Origin of the sequence: Thioalkalivibrio sp. AKL6 (genome assembly GCF_000376905.1) — a bacterium.
In the GTDB taxonomy this organism is placed as follows: domain Bacteria; phylum Pseudomonadota; class Gammaproteobacteria; order Ectothiorhodospirales; family Ectothiorhodospiraceae; genus Thioalkalivibrio; species Thioalkalivibrio versutus.
In genome coordinates, this window is sequence record NZ_AQXS01000008.1 from 335,664 (window position 1) to 354,682 (window position 19,019).

Annotated in this window: 15 protein-coding genes and 1 pseudogene; 14 read left to right on the forward strand and 2 right to left on the reverse strand. The window is 67.4% G+C overall.

The genetic code is table 11. The features are described from left to right. Positions 1-23: 23 nt before the first annotated feature. The 8 genes from D575_RS0104720 to D575_RS0104755 all read left to right on the forward strand — a co-directional run bounded on the left by D575_RS0104720 (position 24) and on the right by D575_RS0104755 (position 7,644). Complete coding sequence (locus D575_RS0104720; protein ID WP_018144764.1) at positions 24-1,256, forward strand: multifunctional CCA addition/repair protein; 1,233 nt, start codon at positions 24-26, stop codon at positions 1,254-1,256. A gap of 137 nt (positions 1,257-1,393) precedes the next feature. Next, positions 1,394-2,050: a protein-L-isoaspartate O-methyltransferase gene (locus tag D575_RS0104725; RefSeq protein WP_018144765.1), complete on the forward strand. Its 657-nt coding sequence runs from the start codon at positions 1,394-1,396 to the stop codon at positions 2,048-2,050. Positions 2,051-2,161: 111 nt separating this feature from the next. Then, on the forward strand, positions 2,162-3,493 hold the full coding sequence (locus D575_RS0104730) for a TolC family outer membrane protein (protein ID WP_018144766.1): 1,332 nt from the start codon (positions 2,162-2,164) through the stop codon (positions 3,491-3,493). Beyond that, the gene (locus D575_RS0104735; protein ID WP_018144767.1) at positions 3,493-4,062 is read left to right on the forward strand and encodes an isochorismatase family protein; all 570 of its coding nucleotides are present in this window, start codon (positions 3,493-3,495) and stop codon (positions 4,060-4,062) included. Before D575_RS0104730 ends, D575_RS0104735 begins: the two co-directional genes overlap by 1 nt. A gap of 18 nt (positions 4,063-4,080) precedes the next feature. Beyond that, complete coding sequence (locus tag D575_RS14455) at positions 4,081-4,227, forward strand: hypothetical protein (RefSeq protein ID WP_018144768.1); 147 nt, start codon at positions 4,081-4,083, stop codon at positions 4,225-4,227. Positions 4,228-4,237: 10 nt separating this feature from the next. After that, positions 4,238-5,089, forward strand: a complete 852-nt coding sequence (locus D575_RS0104745) for a hypothetical protein (RefSeq protein ID WP_018144769.1) — start codon at positions 4,238-4,240, stop codon at positions 5,087-5,089. Beyond that, positions 5,089-6,159: a homoserine O-succinyltransferase gene (locus D575_RS0104750; protein WP_018144770.1), complete on the forward strand. Its 1,071-nt coding sequence runs from the start codon at positions 5,089-5,091 to the stop codon at positions 6,157-6,159. The genes D575_RS0104745 and D575_RS0104750 overlap by 1 nt, the downstream gene beginning before the upstream one ends. A gap of 144 nt (positions 6,160-6,303) precedes the next feature. Beyond that, positions 6,304-7,644, forward strand: a complete 1,341-nt coding sequence (locus D575_RS0104755; protein WP_018144771.1) for an MFS transporter — start codon at positions 6,304-6,306, stop codon at positions 7,642-7,644. A gap of 286 nt (positions 7,645-7,930) precedes the next feature. On the opposite strand, the pseudogene D575_RS14525 reads toward D575_RS0104755, so the two are convergent. Further along, positions 7,931-8,213: pseudogene (locus tag D575_RS14525) on the reverse strand (hypothetical protein). A 302-nt stretch (positions 8,214-8,515) separates the two neighbouring features. Between D575_RS14525 and D575_RS0104760 the strand changes: the two are divergent. Together D575_RS0104760 and D575_RS0104765 are read left to right on the forward strand one after the other, a co-directional pair. Next, on the forward strand, positions 8,516-10,414 hold the full coding sequence (locus tag D575_RS0104760) for an ATP-binding cassette domain-containing protein (RefSeq protein WP_018144772.1): 1,899 nt from the start codon (positions 8,516-8,518) through the stop codon (positions 10,412-10,414). A 164-nt stretch (positions 10,415-10,578) separates the two neighbouring features. Then, on the forward strand, positions 10,579-12,594 hold the full coding sequence (locus tag D575_RS0104765; protein WP_018144773.1) for a methyl-accepting chemotaxis protein: 2,016 nt from the start codon (positions 10,579-10,581) through the stop codon (positions 12,592-12,594). 9 nt (positions 12,595-12,603) lie between these two features. On the opposite strand, the gene D575_RS0104770 is transcribed toward D575_RS0104765, so the two are convergent. After that, positions 12,604-14,559 (reverse strand): GNAT family N-acetyltransferase, encoded by a 1,956-nt coding sequence (locus tag D575_RS0104770; RefSeq protein ID WP_026182046.1) that lies wholly within the window; start codon positions 14,557-14,559, stop codon positions 12,604-12,606. Positions 14,560-14,701: 142 nt separating this feature from the next. Here D575_RS0104770 and D575_RS0104775 point away from each other — a divergent pair, with 142 nt between their 5' ends. The 4 genes from D575_RS0104775 (at position 14,702) to ribF (ending at position 19,016) form a co-directional block, all read left to right on the forward strand. After that, a complete protein-coding gene (locus D575_RS0104775) occupies positions 14,702-15,421 on the forward strand; it encodes an SDR family NAD(P)-dependent oxidoreductase (protein WP_018144775.1) in 720 nt (239 codons plus the stop codon). 285 nt (positions 15,422-15,706) lie between these two features. Next, entirely contained in the window at positions 15,707-15,928 is a 222-nt protein-coding gene (locus tag D575_RS0104780; RefSeq protein WP_196799411.1) for a cold-shock protein, read from the forward strand. 499 nt (positions 15,929-16,427) lie between these two features. Continuing rightward, positions 16,428-17,999, forward strand: a complete 1,572-nt coding sequence (gene murJ, locus D575_RS0104790) for a murein biosynthesis integral membrane protein MurJ (RefSeq protein WP_018144778.1) — start codon at positions 16,428-16,430, stop codon at positions 17,997-17,999. Positions 18,000-18,053: 54 nt separating this feature from the next. Further along, positions 18,054-19,016, forward strand: coding sequence for a bifunctional riboflavin kinase/FAD synthetase (ribF, locus tag D575_RS0104795; protein ID WP_018144779.1), 963 nt, complete (start codon positions 18,054-18,056; stop codon positions 19,014-19,016). The last annotated feature ends 3 nt before the right edge of the window (positions 19,017-19,019 follow it).

Consider the following 19,019-nt stretch of genomic DNA (forward strand, 5'->3'; position numbering starts at 1 on the left):
CGAAGGGTGAACCGGTAACCGCCATGCAGACCTATCTCGTCGGCGGTGCGGTTCGCGACCGCCTGCTAGGGCGCCCGTTCACGGAGCGCGACTACGTCGTTGTCGGCAGCTCGCCGGAGGCGATGGAGTCCAATGGCTTTCGGCCGGTCGGGCGCGACTTCCCGGTCTTCCTGCATCCCGAAACCCACGAGGAATACGCGCTGGCGCGCACCGAGCGCAAGACCGCACGCGGCTATCACGGCTTCCAGTTCAATGCCTCGCCCGAGGTCACCTTGGAGGACGATCTCGAACGCCGCGATCTCACCATCAACGCGATGGCCGAGGACGCCGACGGCCGCTTGATCGACCCCTACAACGGCCAGGCCGACCTGGAGGCGCGCCGACTGCGGCATGTCTCCCCCGCCTTCGCCGAGGACCCGGTGCGCCTGCTGCGCGTGGCGCGGTTTGCCGCCCAGCTTGCGCCATGGGGCTTCGAGGTCGCGCCCGACACGCTGACGTTGATGCGCGAGCTCGTCACCTCCGGCGAGGTCGACGCCCTGGTACCCGAACGCGTCTGGGCGGAATGCGAGAAGGCCCTGAAGAGTCCGGCACCACGGCGTTTTCTGGAGGTGCTGCGCGAGGCCGGGGCACTCGCCGTCCTGTTCCCCGAGATCGAGCGGCTGTTCGGCGTGCCGCAGCCGGAGCGCTACCACCCGGAGATCGACACCGGCGTGCATACCTTGATGGTGCTGGACCAGGCGACCCAGCTTTCCGATGCACCGGAGGTCCGTTTCGCCGCGCTGGTGCACGACCTCGGCAAGGGCACCACTGACCCGGAGATCCTGCCCAGCCATCACGGGCACGAGGAACGCGGGGTGGACCTGATCCGCGCCCTGACCGAACGCCTGCGCATACCCAATCGCTACCGCGACCTGGCGGTGCGCGTGGCGCGCTACCACGGGCTGGTGCATCGCGTATTCGAGCTGCGCCCGAAGACCCTGATGAAGCTGGTCGACGGCCTGGACGTCCTGCGCCGCCCGGAGAACGTGGAGCCCTTCCTGCTGGCGGTGGAGGCGGACTTCCGCGGCCGCACCGGCTGGGAAGACAAGCCCTATCCACAGGCCGACGCGGTGCGCCGCGCAGTGGCGGCCGCGCAAGGCGTGCAGCCGGCGGCCCTGATAGCCGAGGGACACAAGGGCAAGGCACTGGGCGAGGCCCTGCAGCGCGAGCGCGTTCGCGCCATTGCCGCCGCCCTCGACGAACACCCCGACGCGTAGGAGCCTGCTCGCAGGCGAATGCCCCCGCCAGAGTCCGACGCGGGCAGGGGCATTCGCCTGCGAGCAGGCTCCTACTTGCCTGTTTCGGCCCGTGAACGTACTCTTTCGCGGCTGTCGAGCGCACTGAGGAAACTGCGATGGATTACGCCAAGGCCCGGATCAACATGGTCGAACAGCAGGTCCGCCCCTGGGACGTGCTGGACACCCGTGTACTGGACGTAATGGAAACGCTCCCGCGCGAGCGTTTCATGCCCGAGCCCTATCAGGCCCTGGCGTACGCCGATTCCGAGATCCCCCTGGGGCACGACGAGAACACCCTGCCGCCGGTCGTGATCGGCCGCCTGCTGCAGGCCGTGTCGCCGCAGCCGACCGAAACCGTGCTGGAGATCGGCACCGGTTCCGGCTACGTCACGGCCTGCCTGTCCCATCTGGCGGCCCAGGTCGACAGCGTCGAGCGCATCGACGAGCTGCGCCTGGCCGCCCGCAACCGCCTGACCGATCTCGGCATCGAGAACGCGCAACTGCGCACCGCCTCGGTGACCCCCGACTGGACCCCGCCGCGCCCGCGCTACGACGCGATCATCCTGACCGGCGGCATGACCGAATATGACGACTTCCTCGAGCCCTACCTGACTCTGGGCGGGCGACTGTTCGTGATTACCGGTGACGGTCCGATCATGGAGGCCCAGCTGATCATCCGCACCACCGAGGACGGCTGCCGCCACGAGGAGCTGTTCGAGACCCGCGTGAAGCCGCTGGTGGGCTTCGAGCCAAAGCCCGCCTTCGAATTCTGAGCGGCGCCCGGGGTGCCCATTTCAGGCGCGGGCAGCATGGGGTGGAGATCCCATGCCCGAACCGGCTCTGATAGGATAGGCTTTTCCTAATATCCTTCCGGAGTCGCGTCCATGAACCGTCTGCCGTCGCTTCTCGCCACCGCCGGGCTGGCCCTTGTGATCTCGGCCCCCGCCGCCGCCTCGAGCCTCCTGGAGGTCTACGAGCGCGCCGCCACGGAAGACGCGGAGCTGCGCACCGCCGAGGCGGAATACCGCGGCGTGCTGGAAAATCGCCCGATCACTCGCTCTGCCCTGCTGCCACAGATCTCCGGGCAGGCCGAGGCCGGCGCGTTCTACCGCGACGACCGCGATTCGCAAACCGGCAGCCTCGACGGTCGCCAGACCAGCTTTGGCGTCAATCTCTCGCAGAGCATCTACGACCGCCGCAACTACATTGATCTTGTGCAGGTGGATCTCGAGATCGCCCGCGCCGAGGCGGAACTGGATTCCGCCCGTCAGGACCTGATCCTGCGCGTCTCCCAGGCCTATTTCGACGTACTGATCGCACAGGAGACCCTGGCCTTTCGCGAGGCCGAGGTCGAGGCAATCGAGCGCCAGCTGGAACAGACCGAACGCCGCTTTGAGGTCGGCCTGGTCGCACGCACCGACGTCACCGAGGCCCAGGCCCAGCGCGACCTTGCCGAGGCCGAGCGCATCAGCGCCGAAAACCAGCTGGACCTGACCCGCGAACAGCTCGCGGTGATCACCAATACCTACTGGGAGCAGCTCGACATGCTGCGCGACGACGCCGAGCTGACCCCGCCGGATCCGGCCGACCCGCAGGCCTGGGTGGATATCGCCCTGGCGAACAACCTGGAACTGGCCGCCCAGCGTCTGAGCACAGAGAGCGCGCGCGAGCAGATCCAGCGCCAGCGCGCCGAGGGCCTGCCACGCATCAACCTGAACGCCTCGGTCAACGAGAACCGCTATCACGGCCTTGATGCCGGCACGACCGGCGGGGCGATGTTCTTCGAAGGCACCGAAGCCCAGGTCGGGATCCAGCTGGAGATCCCGTTCTACACCGGCGGTCGTGTCAGCGCCCTGACCCGTCAGGCGCGCGAGAATTTCCAGGCCGCGCAGGAAGGCCAGTCGCTGGTTGAACGCCGCACGACCCAGGACACCCGCAGCGCTTATCTGTCGGTGATCTCCAACAACTCGCGCGTGCGTGCCCTGGAGCAGGCCCTGGCCTCCACCCAGTCCGCGTTCGAGGCGGCCGAGGCCGGCTTCGAGGTGGGCACCCGCACCCAGGTCGACGTCCTGCTCGCCCTGCGCGAGGTCTTCCGCGCCGAGCGCGACTACGCCGAGGCCCGCTACGGCTTCCTCAGCGAGTCGCTGCGCCTGCAGCGCGCCGCCGGCCGCCTGAGCGTGACCGATCTCGAGGCCATCAACCGCCTGCTGGAGTAATGGCCGCTGCCGCTTCCAATCCGCGAGCCCGCTGCGAGCGTACGCGCTCGCGTCTGGTCCTGATCGACCTGCAGGAACGCCTGCTGGCCGCCATGCCGGACGCGCGGGACGAGGTCGAGCGCAATACCGCCCGTCTGATCGAGGCCGCACGCAAGCTGGATATCCCGATCGAGGTCTCGCGTCAGTATCCGCAGGGCCTGGGCGAAGTCACCGCCACTCTGCAGCAAGCGCTCGACGGTTACGGCTCGGTCACCGACAAGACCTCCTTCTCCTGCTGCGCCGAGGATGACCTGCGCGCGCGCCTGACAGGCGGCGACCAGATCATCCTGACCGGCTCGGAGACGCACATCTGCGTGACCCAGACGGCGCTGGAGTTGCTGGACGCAGGCGTGACCGTGTTCGTGGTCGAGGACGGGGTCTGCTCGCGCGACGCCGGGCGCAAGCGCAACGGGCTGGAGCGCCTGCGCGCCGCCGGCGCCATCATTACCAACCACGAATCGGTGCTGTTCGAATGGCTGCGCGACGCGGCCGATCCGCAGTTCCGCGAACTGAGCCAACTGATCCGCTAACCGGAGGATTCCGCAGGGATGCGCATACTCGGCAACATTCTATTGGGCGTCTGGCTGATCCTGTTCGGCCTGCGCGGCCTGCTGGGGCTGCAGTTCCAGTACGACCATTACGTCATCAGCGGCCTGGCGGTGATCGCCGGCATCCTGTTCATCCTGCGACGCTAATCGAGTCCCCATGCGCCTGACACCCGACGAATACCGCAACCAGGAGCACCGCCGCATCACCCTGCTGGGGATGTCCGGTGTCGGCAAGACGCGCCTGTCCAACATGCTCCGGCGCGAGGACTGGTTCCACTACTCGGGGGACTATCGCATCGGAACGCGCTACCTGAGCGAGCCGATCCTGGACAACATCAAGGCCCAGGCGATGGCGGTGCCGTTCCTGCGCGACCTGTTGCGCTCGGACTCGATCCAGATCATCAACAACATCACCGTGGACAACCTGCACCCGGTGGCGAGCTTCCTCGGCAAGCTCGGCAACCCGGAGCTGGGCGGCCTGCCGCTGACCGAATTCAAGCGCCGCCAGACCCTGCACCACCAGGCCGAGGTGCAGGCGATGCTCGACGTGCCGGACTTCATCCACAAGGCGCAAACGCTGTTCGGCTACCCGCATTTCGTCAATGACGCCGGCGGCTCGGTCTGCGAACTGGACAGCCCCGGCGTGCTCGAGACACTGGCCGAGCACACCCTGATCCTGTACATCAAGGCAACGGACGAAGACGAGCGCCAGCTGATCGAGCGCGCCGAGCGCGACCCCAAGCCGCTGTACTACCGCGAGGCCTTCCTCGACCAGCAGCTGGCCGAATACATGCGTGACGAGGGGCTGGACTACGTCGCCCAGATCGATCCGGACGCCTTCGTGCGCTGGGTCTTCTCGCGCCTGTTCCGCGCGCGCCTGCCGCGCTACGAGGCGATCGCCGAGACCCACGGCTACACCATCAGCACCACCGAGCTGGCGCGCGTACGCAACGCGGCCGACTTCGATGACCTGGTCTGCATGGCCCTGGAACGGGAGGCACGCCTCTAATGCCACTTGTCGCCTATTCCGATCTGCCCACCTTTGCCCGTCTGAAGAGCGAGGGCGAGACCGTACTGCCCAGCGACTTCGCGCAGCAGCAGGAGATCCGTGCGCTGCACATCGGGCTGCTGAACATGATGCCGGACGCCGCCCTGTCGGCCACCGAACGTCAGTTCTTTCGCCTGATCGGCGAGAGCAACCAGATCGCGCAGTTCTATATCCACCCGTTCACCCTGCCGCAGCTCAAGCGCGGGCCGAAGGGGCGCGATCACATCAAGCAGTACTACGAGGACTTCGAGGACCTGAAGAAAGAGGGTCTCGACGCGCTGATCATCACCGGGGCCAACGTCACCCAGCCGGACCTGGCACTGGAACCCTTCTGGGAGCCGCTGGCCGAGGTGGTGGACTGGGCCTGGGAAAACGTGACCTCGACGCTTTGCTCCTGCCTCGCCACCCACGCCGTGCTGCAGGCACGCTACGGCGAACACCGCCGGCACATGGGCGAAAAGCTGTGGGGCGTGTTCCCGCACCGCGTGGTGGACCGCGGGCACCCGCTGGTCACCGGCGTGAACACCCGCTTCGACGTGCCGCACTCGCGCTACAACGATGTCTCGCGCGAACAGTTCGAACGCCACGGGCTTCGGGTGCTGGTGGAGAGCGACCAGTCCGGCATCCACCTGGGCGCGTCGCCGGACGGCTTTCGCATGGTCTTCTTCCAGGGCCACCCGGAGTACGACTCCATCAGCCTGCTCAAGGAATACAAGCGCGAGGTCGTGCGCTACATCCAGGGCGAACGCGACGCCTACCCGCCGTTGCCGGAGAACTACCTGATGCCGCAGGCCGCCGCGATCCTCGGCGAGCATCGCGAGCAGGTCGAGGCCGCGCTGGAGCACTGCACCGAGATCCCGGCGCTGCCCGAGGCGCTGCTGCTGGACCGCCTGGACAACACCTGGCACGACACCGCGCTGGCGGTGATCAACAACTGGCTGGGCAACGTTTATCAGCTGACCAACCTCGACCGCCGCAAACCGTTCCGCGACAGCGTCGATCCGAGCGACCCGTTGGCCGGGCGGCGTTAGTCAGCCGCCGTCATTGCGAGGAGCCGAAGGCGACGTGGCAACCTCCCGAAGTTGGCAGTGCGCCAGGTCCCGGTGGCTCCGGTGGGAGGTTGCCGTGTCACTGCGCTCCTCACAATGACGGGGGCAACGCAACGGAAGGACTCCATGGCCGAACATGACCCGGACAAGCTGCCGCGCCCGATCGTCTCCCTGTACGAGACCATCGCCGGGGACGAGGACGCCCGCGTCTGCAAGGACATTCCGGAAAACGCCTGCAGCGCCCAGCCGACTAACTTTTTCGTCCACCTGGTCTCCAACACCCTGAGCAAGATCGGCGACGAGCTGGCCTCGGCCCGCCTGGTCCTCGCCTGGCTATTGGGCGCCCTGGGGGCCCCGGCCGCTTTCGCCGGCTTCCTGGTCCCGATCCGCGAGTCCGGCTCGCTGCTGCCGCAGTTGTTCGTGGCCGCCGCCATCCGGCGGCGGGCCATCCGCAAGGGCTTCTGGATCCTCGGCAGCCTGCTCTCCGGGCTCGCGGTGGCCGGCATGGCCGTGGTCGCGCTGACCCTAGAGGGTGCAGCCGCCGGCTGGGCCATCCTCGGGCTACTGGTGGTCTTTGCGCTTTCGCGCGGGATCAACTCGGTCGCGGCCAAGGACGTGCTGGGCAAGACCATCGCCAAGCATCGCCGCGGCACGGTGATGGGCTACGCCGCGTCGCTGGCCGGGTTCTTCACCCTGGGGCTGGGCATCTACCTCACGCTCGCGAACCTGGAAGAGGCCGGCATAGGCGTGTTCGTGGCCCTGCTGGCCGCCTCGGCCGGGGCCTGGTGGGTCGCCGCCGCGACCTTCACCCGGCTGCGCGAGGATCCGGGTGCCACCGAGGGTGGCGGCAACGCCGTCACCGAGGCCATCAAGTCGATGCGCCTGCTGTGGACCGACCGCGCCTTCGGTCACTTCGTGCTGACCCGCGCGCTGCTGATGAGCACGGCCCTCGCACTGCCCTTCTACGTCCTGCTCGCGGAGGACGCGACCGCCGGTGATCTGGGCACCCTGGGCCTGCTGATCCTCGCCAGCGGCCTGGCCTCGGCCGTCAGCGCCCCGGTCTGGGGCCGGCTGTCCGACCGCTCCGCCCGCTGGGTCCTGATCCTCTCGGGACTCCTTGCAGCCGGCCTCGGCATCGCGGTCGCCCTGAGCGTCTGGCTCGCGCCCGTCGGCACCGACCATGCGCTGGTCCCCGGCGGCTGGGTCTATGCGACCCTGTTCTTCCTGCTCGGGGTCAGCCATGCCGGCGTGCGTCTGGGCCGCAAGACGTACCTGGTCGACATGGCAACCCAGGAAACGCGCGCCGCGTTCACCGCCGTCAGCAACACCGTCATCGGCGGCCTGCTACTGATCGGCGGCCTGTTCGGGCTGCTGGCCCAGCTGGCCGGCACCGAAGTCGCCATCTTCGTGCTCGCGCTGATGAGCCTGGCCGGCGCCGTGAGCGCCTGGCTCATGGGCGAAGCCTGACGCCCGCCTCGTCCCCGCCGACTCCGCCGGCTGGCCACGGCTCGTCGTCGGTGCTTACATGCCTTCGCCCAGCCGCCTGCCCTGTTGTGGCTGGTCCGGGTTCGTCCTCCGGTGTTTACGGTGCCTTCGTCCGGCCGCCTGCCACGCGCTCTCTCGCGAGCGCACCGCGAGGTACTTTCTTGCTTGCCCAAGAAAGTACCCAAAGAAGGGCACCCGGATTTCGCCCGGGAACCTCGCTCCGGACGCGCTGGGCCGGCGGCGCTGAACTCGCTACGCTGCGCTTCGCTCAGACATCCAGCGCCTTCTCCCAGCCCATCACGCCCTCCGCGAGGGGCTCCATACGGGAGGAGAAGGTCAAGACAGACGGTATCCGGACACCAGCAGCCAGCCCCTGTCCCGTAGGGTGCGGTTGAGCGCAGCGCAACGCACCGGTCCCCGCGCCGTGCGGACCCGTGATGCGATTCGCTGCGCTCATCACATCCTACGCCCCCCGGCGCCCGCTTCGCGGGCGCGGCACGCCATGGCCGCAGGCCGAGCGTGCCAAAGATGCCGGAAGACCCAGCCTCCATCCATGAGCAACATCGCCGGGACGGCCGTTGTTTGGACCTTCCCCCCGTTGTCGTCGCGCCGAGTGGAGAGGCTTTTCGCGGGATTCAAGGCGCTGGATGTCTGAGCGGAGCCGCAGGCGGCCGGACGAAGCCACCGTAAACACCGACGACGAACCAGGGCCAGCCTCTCCCGGGAGGCGGCAGAACGAATGCGATTCCTGCTCCGGGATGGCGAGCCTGTAAGGCGTCACGGTGCGCGCTACGGCACGCCAAGGTGATAGTCTTGGCGCCCGCAACAACACTTGCTCGCGACCGGAATTCGAATGGCACTGCTCACCCTGCGCAACATCCACCTGGCCTACGGCATGGCCTCCCTGCTTGATGGCGTCAACATGAGCCTGGAGCCCGGCGAACGCGTCGCGATCGCCGGGCGCAACGGCGAGGGCAAGTCCACCCTGCTCAAGGTCATCACCGGCGAGGCCCAGGCCGATTCCGGCGAACTGACCCGCCAGGATGGCCTGACCACCGCCTACCTGACCCAGGAACTACCGCCCGGGATCGAAGGCACGGTCTTTGACGTGGTCGCCGAGGGCCTCGGCGAGGCCGGCCGGTTGCTGGAACGTTTCCACCACCTGAGCCAGGCCGCGGCATCGGGTGACATGGACGCCCTGGACAAGATGGGTCCAGTGCAATCGAAACTCGACGCCATCGACGGCTGGAGTCTGCAGAACCGGGTGGAGACCACGATTTCGCACCTGAGCCTGGATCCCGAGGCGCAGTTCGCCGCGCTGTCGGGCGGGCTGAAGCGACGGGTGTGGCTGGCGCGCGAGCTGGTGCAACGCCCGCAATTGCTGCTGCTCGACGAACCCACCAACCACCTGGACGTGGCCGCGATCCGCTGGCTGGAACAGTTCCTGATCGAAAGCGGACTGACCGTGGTGTTCATCAGCCATGATCGCCAGTTCATGGAGAGCGTGGCCACGCGCATCCTCGAGCTGGACCGCGGGCATCTGTACGAGCACCCACCATCCATCGAGGCCTTCCGCGAGCGCCAGGCCGAAAGGCTGGAAACGGAGGCCACCCAGCGCGCGGAGTTCGACCGCAAGCTGGCCCAGGAGGAGGTCTGGGTGCGCCAGGGCATCAAGGCGCGACGCACCCGCAACGAAGGCCGCGTGCGGGCACTTCAGGCATTGCGTCGCAAGCGTGCCGAACGCCGTGAACGCGGCGGCCAGGTGAAGATGAAGCTGAGTCCGGAGCAACGCTCCGGACGCCTGGTGATCGAGGCGGAACACGCCGATTTCGGTTACGACACCCCCATCGTGCGCGACGTGAACCTGCTGCTGCAGCGGGGGGATGCCCTGGGCATCGTCGGACCCAACGGGGCCGGCAAGACCACCCTGCTGCGCGGGCTCCTGGGCCAGATGGAGCCGCTCGCAGGCAGCGTCAAGCTGGGCACCCAGCTGGAGATCGCCTACTTCGACCAGGCCCGTGCCCGCCTGGACGAGGCGACCACAGTTCAGGATGCGGTCGGCGAGGGCCGCGACCGGGTCATGGTCAACGGCGAGAGCCGCCACATCCTGTCCTATCTGGAAGACTTCCTGTTCCCGCCCGCGCGTGCCCGCCAGCCGGTATCGGCGCTGTCGGGGGGCGAGCGCAACCGCCTGCTGCTGGCCAAACTGTTCCTCCGCCCGGCCAATCTGCTGGTGCTGGATGAACCCACCAACGACCTGGACGTGGAGACGCTGGAGCTGCTGGAGCAGCTGCTGATCGAGTACACCGGCACCGTTATCGTGGTCAGTCACGACCGCTCTTTCCTCGACAACGTCGCGACCTCGACCCTGGTCCTGCCGGGCGATGGCGCGGTCGAGGAGTTCGTCGGCGGCTGGTCCGACCTGCCCGAACGGGTCACCCGGCGCCTGCTGGAGGGCGAGTCCGGAGCGACCGCGAAGGCCGAGCCCGCGGCCAAACCCGCGGCGCCCGCACCCGAGCCGGCACCGGCGGCCCCACGCAAACGGTCCTACAAGACCGCGCGCGAACTGGAGGCCCTGCCGGCACGGATCGAGGCCCTGGAACAGGAACAGCAAAGCCTGACCACGGCCATGACCGAACCGGATGCCCTGCGCGACGGTGACCGCATGCGCGAACTGCAGGCGCGGCTGGAAGCCGTCGAGTTAGAACTGGCCCACTGCTACGAGCGCTGGGAACAGCTGGAATCCGACTGAGCCCCGGCACGTCTACCCTGCGGCGACGCCCTGAATAACCGGCTCAACTCTGAGCGCGGCCGGCCGTAACAGGGGTTGAATAACCACCTTTCGAGTCCGCGGTCGTAATGGCCGCGGCCGGTTCGTGAAGCGCCGGACACAAGGCGCCCAGAAGGAGTCATCGCATGCTGGACAAACTCTCCATTCGGGGGCTGCTGATCGCCGGCTTTGGCCTGGTGGTTGCCATTTTGATCATCAACTCCCTGCTGGCCCTGCGCGCGATGAGTACGGGCAGCCAAGGGGTTGAGCAGCTCACCCAGGCCGACTACCCGGCGGTAGCCCGGGTCAATGACGTCGAGCAATTGCTGCAGGAGAGCGCTGCGTTTCTCGGGTTCTACCTGATGAGCGAGGAGCAGTCCCACCGCGACGCGTGGCAAAACGCGATGCGTGACCTCGATGGCGCAACCCGGGCCCTGAACGAGAACCCGGTGATCGCCGCCGACGAGGAGCTGTCCGCCAGCGCAACCGAGGTCCGCCGGCTGGTCAACCAGTTCGCCAGCTTCGAGGACCGACTGATCGAGGTTGCCGAAAACGCCGCCGAAAACATGCCGGCGCTGGGAATCGCCAATGCCCGGGCCAACCCTGCCAGCCGCGAGATGACCCAGCAGACCAACATGATGATCAGCGCCGAGATGGGCCTCCCGCGCTTCCAGCGGTCCTGGGATCGTCTCGACACCCTGCATGACCTGCGCATGTCGGTGGTGCAGGTCACCTCGAACCTGCGCGGCTTTATCGCCTTCCGTGACGATGCCTTCCGCGAGAATGTCCGACTGTTCGCGACTCGCACCAACGACATCACTGCACAGCTGATGGACCAGTTCGACGATCTGGACTTCGAACAGCAGATCGCGCTGGAGGACTTTCAGGGGGCGCTGGACACCCAGAACACGGCGCTGGATGACCTGATTGAGATCCACGGCAGCGAACAGGCGCTGCAAGACGCCTACCTGATCCGTACCGAGATCGGGCCCGGTCTGATCGAGGCGCGTGACCACCTGCAGGGGCTCAGCGAGCGGATTACCAATCGCGCCGAGCGCAGCGCCGCCGCCCTGACCGCCGACATGCGCGCGACCCAGACCACCCAGGGCGTGCTGGCCCTGATTGGCGTGATCCTGGGCTTGGCCGGCGCGGTGTTCATCATCCTGGTGGTCCGGCGCGCCCTGGCCCACTCGACCGCGGCACTCGAGGAGATCGCGGACGGCGATGGCGACCTGAGCCGTCGCCTGGACGAGAACGGCCTGATCGAAACCGCACAGCTGGGCCGGGCCTTCAACCGCTTCACCGACAAGATCGCCCAGGCCATCGGCAATGCCCGCGGCGGTACCGAGACGCTGAATCGCGCCACCGAGAACCTGAACCAGGAGGCCTACCAGGCCCGCGAGGCCGTCTCGCGCCAGCGCGACGAGACCGACCGCGTCGCCACCGCGATCAACGAACTGCAAAGCAGCGCCGAGGAGATCGCCCGCAACACCGATGCGACCTCCCAGGCGGGCCAGGAGGCCGGGAATGCAGTGAACAACGGCTCCGAGGTGATGAGCAAGAACATCGAGTCCATGGCCTCGCTGCTCGGGACGGTCGAACAGGCGGCCGACACCGTGGCCAAGCTGGGCGAGGACTCGAAGCAGATCGGGACCATCCTCGAGGTGATCCGCGGCGTGGCCGAACAGACCAACCTGCTGGCCCTGAACGCGGCCATCGAGGCCGCCCGCGCCGGTGAACACGGCCGCGGCTTCGCGGTGGTGGCCGACGAGGTACGCAAGCTGGCGACCCGTACGCAGGAATCCACCGACGAGATCGAGACCATGATCGCGCGCCTGCAGTCCGCCACCACCAGCGCGGTGAAGGCCATGCAGCACGGCCAGGAAGAGGCCGAGGCCACCATGGAGCACACCTCCGAGGTGAACGGTGCCCTGCAACAGATCCGCCAGTCGGTGACCACGATCGTGGAGATGACCGAGCAGATCGCGGTCGCCTCGCGCGAACAGAGCACGGTAGTCGAGGACATCAACCGCAACATCGTGCAGATCTCCGACGAGGCGGATCAGTCGGCCAATACCGCCGACCGCGTCAGCGCCGCCTCCGACGAGCTCAAGCAGGTAGAGAAGGAGATCCAGCAGGCACTGGCCCAGTTCCGGCTCTGACCGGGCGGGTTACAGACTCCGGGCCTCCAGCCAGTTCCGGGCGGCGCGACGCAACCTTCGGGTCACGCCGCGCCGCCCGGAAACGTCCAGCTCGCGTGCCAGTCGGTCCCAGTCGATGGGCTGCGCCAGGCTCGCCTCGAGCAGCTGACCTTCCGGCTCGTCCGGCGGCGCCACCGCCAACTGCCGCAGCAACGCGGGAAGCGCCCACTCCAGGGGCCGCGCCCGCTGGGAAAAGGCTCGGACCTCCTTCAGATCCGCCACCGGGTCAACCGGCGACAAGCGACAATCTCCCTTCGCATCCTGATCCCCAAGGACTTCGCTCACCATGGCTGCGGTCGTGTCCAGCAGGAACCGTGGATGCCAGGCCGGCCAGTCGCGCCGAAAGGCCGCCAATGCTTGTTGCAGCCGGGGCTGCAATCGGGGCGCGGTCGCACGCAGGACCACGCCGCTCACCTGGCCACTGGCCGCATCCGGCTGGATGCCGACTCGCACCAGGCCATAACCGGCGCGCTGCCAAAGGTGCAGCAACACAGGTTGCAGCCCGAAACTCGCGCCAATCAGCGCCACCCCCTTGGCACCAGCCCGGTCCTCGACCGCACGCAACAGACGACTCCCCAGGCCCTGCCCCTGCCAGTGCGGATGCACCGCAATGCGCTGAATGCGCCACGCGCCCTCCCCCGCCAGGTCGAAGTCACCCCGGGCCGCAACGGTGCACGGCAGGAAATGCCCCTGCGGGCGCCGTTCGCCCGACCAAACCGCTTCGGCTAGCGCGCGCTCCAGTCCGCCCTCTTCCTGGATCAAAACCACCCCGAACAGGGCGCCATCCGCCGCCCCTTCCAGCAGCAACAGGTGAACACCCGCATCATCCAGCCAGCGCGCCAGATCGGAGGGCCGTGTGCGGTAATGGGCATCTGCCAGCAGGCCCATTACCGCCTCCAGGGTTTGCGGCGTGTCCGCGAGCGCCGTGCCCGTGCTCCAGCGCAGCCGTACAGCCTGGGAGACCGGGGGGCGACTCACCGCCTCCAGCAGGAACAGCCGATTCAGCCAGTCCTCGAGCGGATCGCCCGGGGCCCAGCGGACCGGTGTATCCAGGGTCTGTAGCCGTACGCAAAAGCCCGCCCCCTCCAAGGCCGGCAGCGCACGCAGCCGAAAGCCCTGCCCGCTCCCCTCGAAGCCGCCGGTCGTGGTCGCCAGCACCAGGCGCCGTGCGCGTCGAGCCAGCCGCAACAGTCGATCCACGGGCAGGTTCGCCGCCTCGTCGATCATCAGGGTATCCGGCGATTCCGGCGCCTGCCGCAGGACATCCGGCGCCATGAACACCTCCCCCGGGTCCGGCGCACGCGTCCATTGCCGGGCACGCTGCAGCAGGGCATCCACCGCCCCCCGCCCCGGGGCGGTCAATGTAATTCCCGCAGCGCCCCGCTGCAGCGCGGCGCCCAGGTACTCGCCCAGCACGGTTGATTTGCCCCGCCCGCGCGGCGCAATCAGCACCAGGCAATTTCCCGGGGCCAGACGATCCAGACGCTCGAGGACGGCCACCTGATCCGGCGTCCAGGCAAAGGGGAGTGCCGGACTTGCTGGGATCGCCGGCAGCGCGGCAACCGGACACGAAGCGTCCAGGCTGTTCACCCAGGCATCGGCCAGCGCGGCCTGCCAACGGCGGGAGAAGGCCCCTTCACGCACCCCATCATCGAGGATCAACAGCGCCCCGCCCCCACGCAGCAGGCCCGCGGCCATCACCAGGGCATCCACGGCAAGGGGAGCGTGCGACTCGAACACCAGCGCCTGGACCTCCCGCCCTAGCCAGTGGCCCATCTGCGCGGGTGCCACCCGCGGGACCCCCTCAGGCCCGGAACAGCCCACCCACAACACGGGAGCATGCGCCGCCGCAGCCAGCAACCACTCGCCGGCCCGGCGGAAGCTGCCCGCATCAGCCGGCAGGCGGTAGAGTGTTCGGGGCTCCATCCAGGTGTGATCTCTCAAGCGGTGGCCAAAGGAGAACACGGATGAATCGACTCCAGCGCGCGCGTGTACATTAATCAGTGCTTCCCTGGCATCGTGGTAGACGATCTGCACATTCTATTCAGTCCAAGACAAGGAGGAACTCATGCAAGAGCGCAGCATTGCTTCCGCACTGGTGACCGGCAACTCGAGCGGCCTCGGCCTGGGCATGACCCGGGTTCTGCTGGAACAGAGTGCACGGGTCTACGGCATGAGCCGGCGCGGCTGCCCCGAGGCCGGGGTGAGTGGCGACGAACAGGTGGACCTAAGCGATTTCGGCGCCACACAGGACGCAATGGAACGCCTGTTGCAGGGCGTGGAGTCGCTGGATCTGGTGATACTCAACGCCGGGCTACTGGGCCACATGCAGCGCATGCAGGACGCGCCGATGGACGAGTTGCGCCTGCTGATGGACGTGAACACCTTCGCCAACAAGGTCATCCTCGACGCGCTGCTGAAGCATCGCGTGGCCGTCGGCCAGATCATCGCGATCTCCTCCGGCGCGTCGGTCTCCGGGCATGCCGGCTGGAGCGGCTATTCGCTGTCCAAGGCCGCGCTGAACATGATGATGCAGCTCTACGCCCACGAATTCCCCGAAGAGACCGCCATCAACGCCTTCGCCCCGGGCCTGGTCGACACCACGATGCAGGACTACCTGTGCGACGAGGCCGACCGCGAGAGCTTCCCGGTGCTCCAGCGCCTGAAGGCGGCGCGCGGTACCCCGGACATGCCCGACCCGGAAAACGCCGCGCGCGCCATCCTAGATGCCCTGCCGCGCCTGCGCCACACGACCCGCGGCAGCTTCGTCGACATCCGCCAACTCTGACGCCCGTTTCTGTTTCGCACGCAGAAAACCGTAGTGGAAACGCTCTTGATTCTGCCTTTCTTCGCGGCCTTGTGCGGTTCGGGCGCGGACCGCGACCCAACCCGGAAAATCGGCTTCGCAGCGCCAAAAAAGGTTCATGAAGGTGCGTTGGATTTTGCCTGGGATGGCGCGTATAGTCGGGAGCGTGATTCGTGGTTGAGCGACAACACTAGGAAGTTTCTAGTTTCTGAACCAGTGCTCCCGTTGATCTGTTGGCAGCATGCCGCGAACACATTTGTTAGTTACATGAAGAGGTTACAAGTTGTGAATACTGGTGTTGTGAAGTGGTTCAACGAGAGCAAGGGTTTTGGTTTCATTACCCCCGATGATGGCGGCAAGGACGTGTTCGTCCATTTTTCCGCGATCAGCGGTTCGGGTTTCAAGACCCTGGCCGAAGGCCAGAAGGTCTCCTTTGAAATCCAGGAAACCGCCAAGGGCCTGGCCGCCGGCGAAGTGACCGCCATCTAAGGCGCCACTCCCAAGGCTGACGGCTCCTTCGTTGGACCGTCCGAAAAGGCCGCCTCCGGGCGGCCTTTTTCGTGTCCGGCGTTTTGCATTCACCACCAAACGCCCCCCTATCCCCTCTGTACCCTCTGTACCCTCTGTACCCTCTGTACCCTCTGTACCCTCTGTACCCTCTGTACCCTCTGTACCCTCTGTACCCTCTGTGTGCGATCGCTCTTTACTTGGAAGTAACGGGTAGGATGCGTTGAACGCAGTGAAACGCATCGGGGTCGGGCCGTCCCACGGATCGATGCGATTCGCTACGCTCATCAGCATCCTACCCACCACCAAACGCCCTCCCTATCCCCTCCGTGATCGCTGCGCCCTCTGCGGCCTCTGTGGTGCAATCGCTCTTGAGCTTGCCCTTCTTCGTGTGTGTGCGAGCTTCGTGGAGGATGCAGAAGTTCATCGAGAATGATTCAAGTACACTGCGGGGCTTTCCCGTAGGCTGCCCCCGCACGCGATGAACCGCCTGTTTCGCTCCACCGCCGTCGTCAGTGGCATGACCATGATCTCCCGGATCATGGGCTATCTGCGCGACATGGTGCTGGCGGTCACCTTCGGCGCCGGACCGGCCACCGACGCCTTTTTCGTCGCCTTCCGCATCCCGAATTTTCTGCGCCGACTGTTCGCCGAGGGCGCCTTCAACCAGGCCTTCGTTCCGGTGTTCGCGGAGTTTCGCGAGAAGCGCGGGCGCGAGGCCCTGCGTGATTTGCTGGATCACACCGCCGGCACCCTGATGACGGTGGTCACCGTCGTGACCCTGATCGGGATCCTGGCGGCGCCGGCACTGATCTGGGTGTTCGCCCCGGGGCTGGGCACCCAGGAGGCCGGGCGCCAGGACCTCGCCGCAGCCATGCTGCGGATCACCTTCCCTTATCTGCTGTTCATCTCGCTGACCGCGATGGCGGCCGGCATTCTCAACAGCATCGGGCGCTTTGCGGTGCCGGCCTTCACCCCGGTATTCCTGAACCTGTCGATGATCGTCGCCGCGCTGTGGCTGGCGCCGATGTTCGACGAGCCGGTGGTCGCCCTGGCCTGGGGGGTGTTTATCGCCGGTGCCCTGCAACTGGCCTTCCAGATCCCCTTTCTGTGGCGCGCGGGGCTACTGCCGCGCCCGCGCTTTGGACGCGCCCACGAGGGGGTGCGCCGGATCGTGAAGCTGATGCTGCCGGCGATCCTCGGGACCTCGGTGGTACAGATCAACCTGCTGGTGGACACCCTGATCGCGTCGTTCCTGGTGGCCGGATCGATCTCCTGGCTGTACTTCGGCGACCGCTTCGTGGAGCTGCCGCTGGCCCTGTTCGGGATCGCGATCGGCACGGTGATCCTTCCGCGCCTGGCGCGGCAGTACAACCTGGCCGACCCGGCCGCCTTCGGTCGCACCCTGGACTGGGCCCTGCGCCTGGCGATGCTGGTCGCGCTGCCGTCGATGGTCGGCCTGGTCGTGCTGGCAGTGCCGATCCTGGCCACGCTGATCCAGTATCAGGCCTTCACCCAGTTCGATACCTACATGACCGCGATGGCCCTGGCGGCCTATGCCCTGGGCCTGCCCGGTTTCATCCTGATCAAGGTGCTGGCGCCTGGCTTCTTCGCTCGCCAGGACACCAAGACCCCGGTGAAGATTGCGATCATCGCCATGCTCTGGAACATGGTGCTGAACGGCGCCTTTGTGCTGCCGTGGTATCTCTCCGGCACGCCCGGAGCGCACGCCGGACTGGCGCTGGCCACCTCGGCCTCGGCCTATATCAACGCCGGGCTGCTCTACCGCGGGCTGATCCGCGAGGGCATCTACCAGCCAGGACCGGGGTTGCGCTCGTTACGCCTGGGGCTGCCCCTGGGACTCGCCGCGATGATCGGGGTGCTGATCTGGCTCTCGCCGGAGTTCAGCCAGTGGACCGAGTGGTCCGTCGACACCCGCCTGCTGGCGCTCACCGGCCTGATCCTGGCCGGTACCGCCACACTCGCCGCCACGTTGTGGCTGACCGGCGTGCGCCCGCACCACTTGCTGCTGCGCGAAGGCACCGATCAATGATGCCGGGGAAGGCCCCGGCGGGTTATACTTTCGGTTTTGCGCGGGATCGGGGCGATGCGGCTGATTCGCGGCCTGGGGCCGGCCGACAGCAAGGCGTTCGAGGCAGCCGGCATGCATGGCGCGGTGGTGACCATTGGCAACTTTGATGGTCTGCATCGTGGTCATCAGGCTGTTCTGGGACGGCTACTCGAGGCGGCGCAGGATCGCCAGGCGCCGGCGCTCCTGATGACCTTCGAGCCGTTGCCACGCGAGTACTTCGCCGCACGCTCCCAGGCCCCCGCGCCACCCGGCCGCCTGCAGCGGCTGCGCGATCGCCTGGTGACGCTGGGCGACAGCGCCCTCGGCGCAGCCTGGGTCCTGCGTTTCGACGCGCAGCTGGCGGGGCTTTCGGCCACGGCCTTCATGGAGGAGGTCCTGCATCGCCGTCTGGGCGCCCGCCATGTGCTGGTGGGCGACGACTTCCGTTTCGGACGCGGACGCGAGGGCGATCGGTCGGCCCTGCAGACGGCCGGCAAACGTCTTGGCTTCACCGTCGAATCCACCCCGACGGTGCGTGACGCCGAGGGGCGCATCAGCAGCACGCGGGTGCGCGCCGCCGCCGTGGCCGGCGACTTCGCCCGCGTGGCGGAACTCCTGGGGCGGCCCTACCGGCTGCACGGCCGGGTTGCACACGGCGACAAGCGCGGGCGCACCATCGGCTTTCCCACCGCGAACCTGCGCCTGGGGCCATGGCCGCTGGCACTGCGCGGGGTGTACTCCGGCTGGCTGCGCCGGGCCTCCGGCGAGGCCCTGCCCGCCGTCGCCAACATCGGCTGGCGTCCGACGGTGGGTGGCACCGAACAGCGTCTGGAGGCCCACGTACTCGAGGGCCAGCCCGACCTGTACGGCGAAGCCGTCTGTTTTGAACCCGTCGCGCAGGTGCGCGGCGAGCAACGCTTCGAGGGACTGGAGGCGCTGCGCGCGCAGATCGCGCGTGACGTCGAAACCGCCCGCACGCAACTCTCCGCACACGACTGAAAC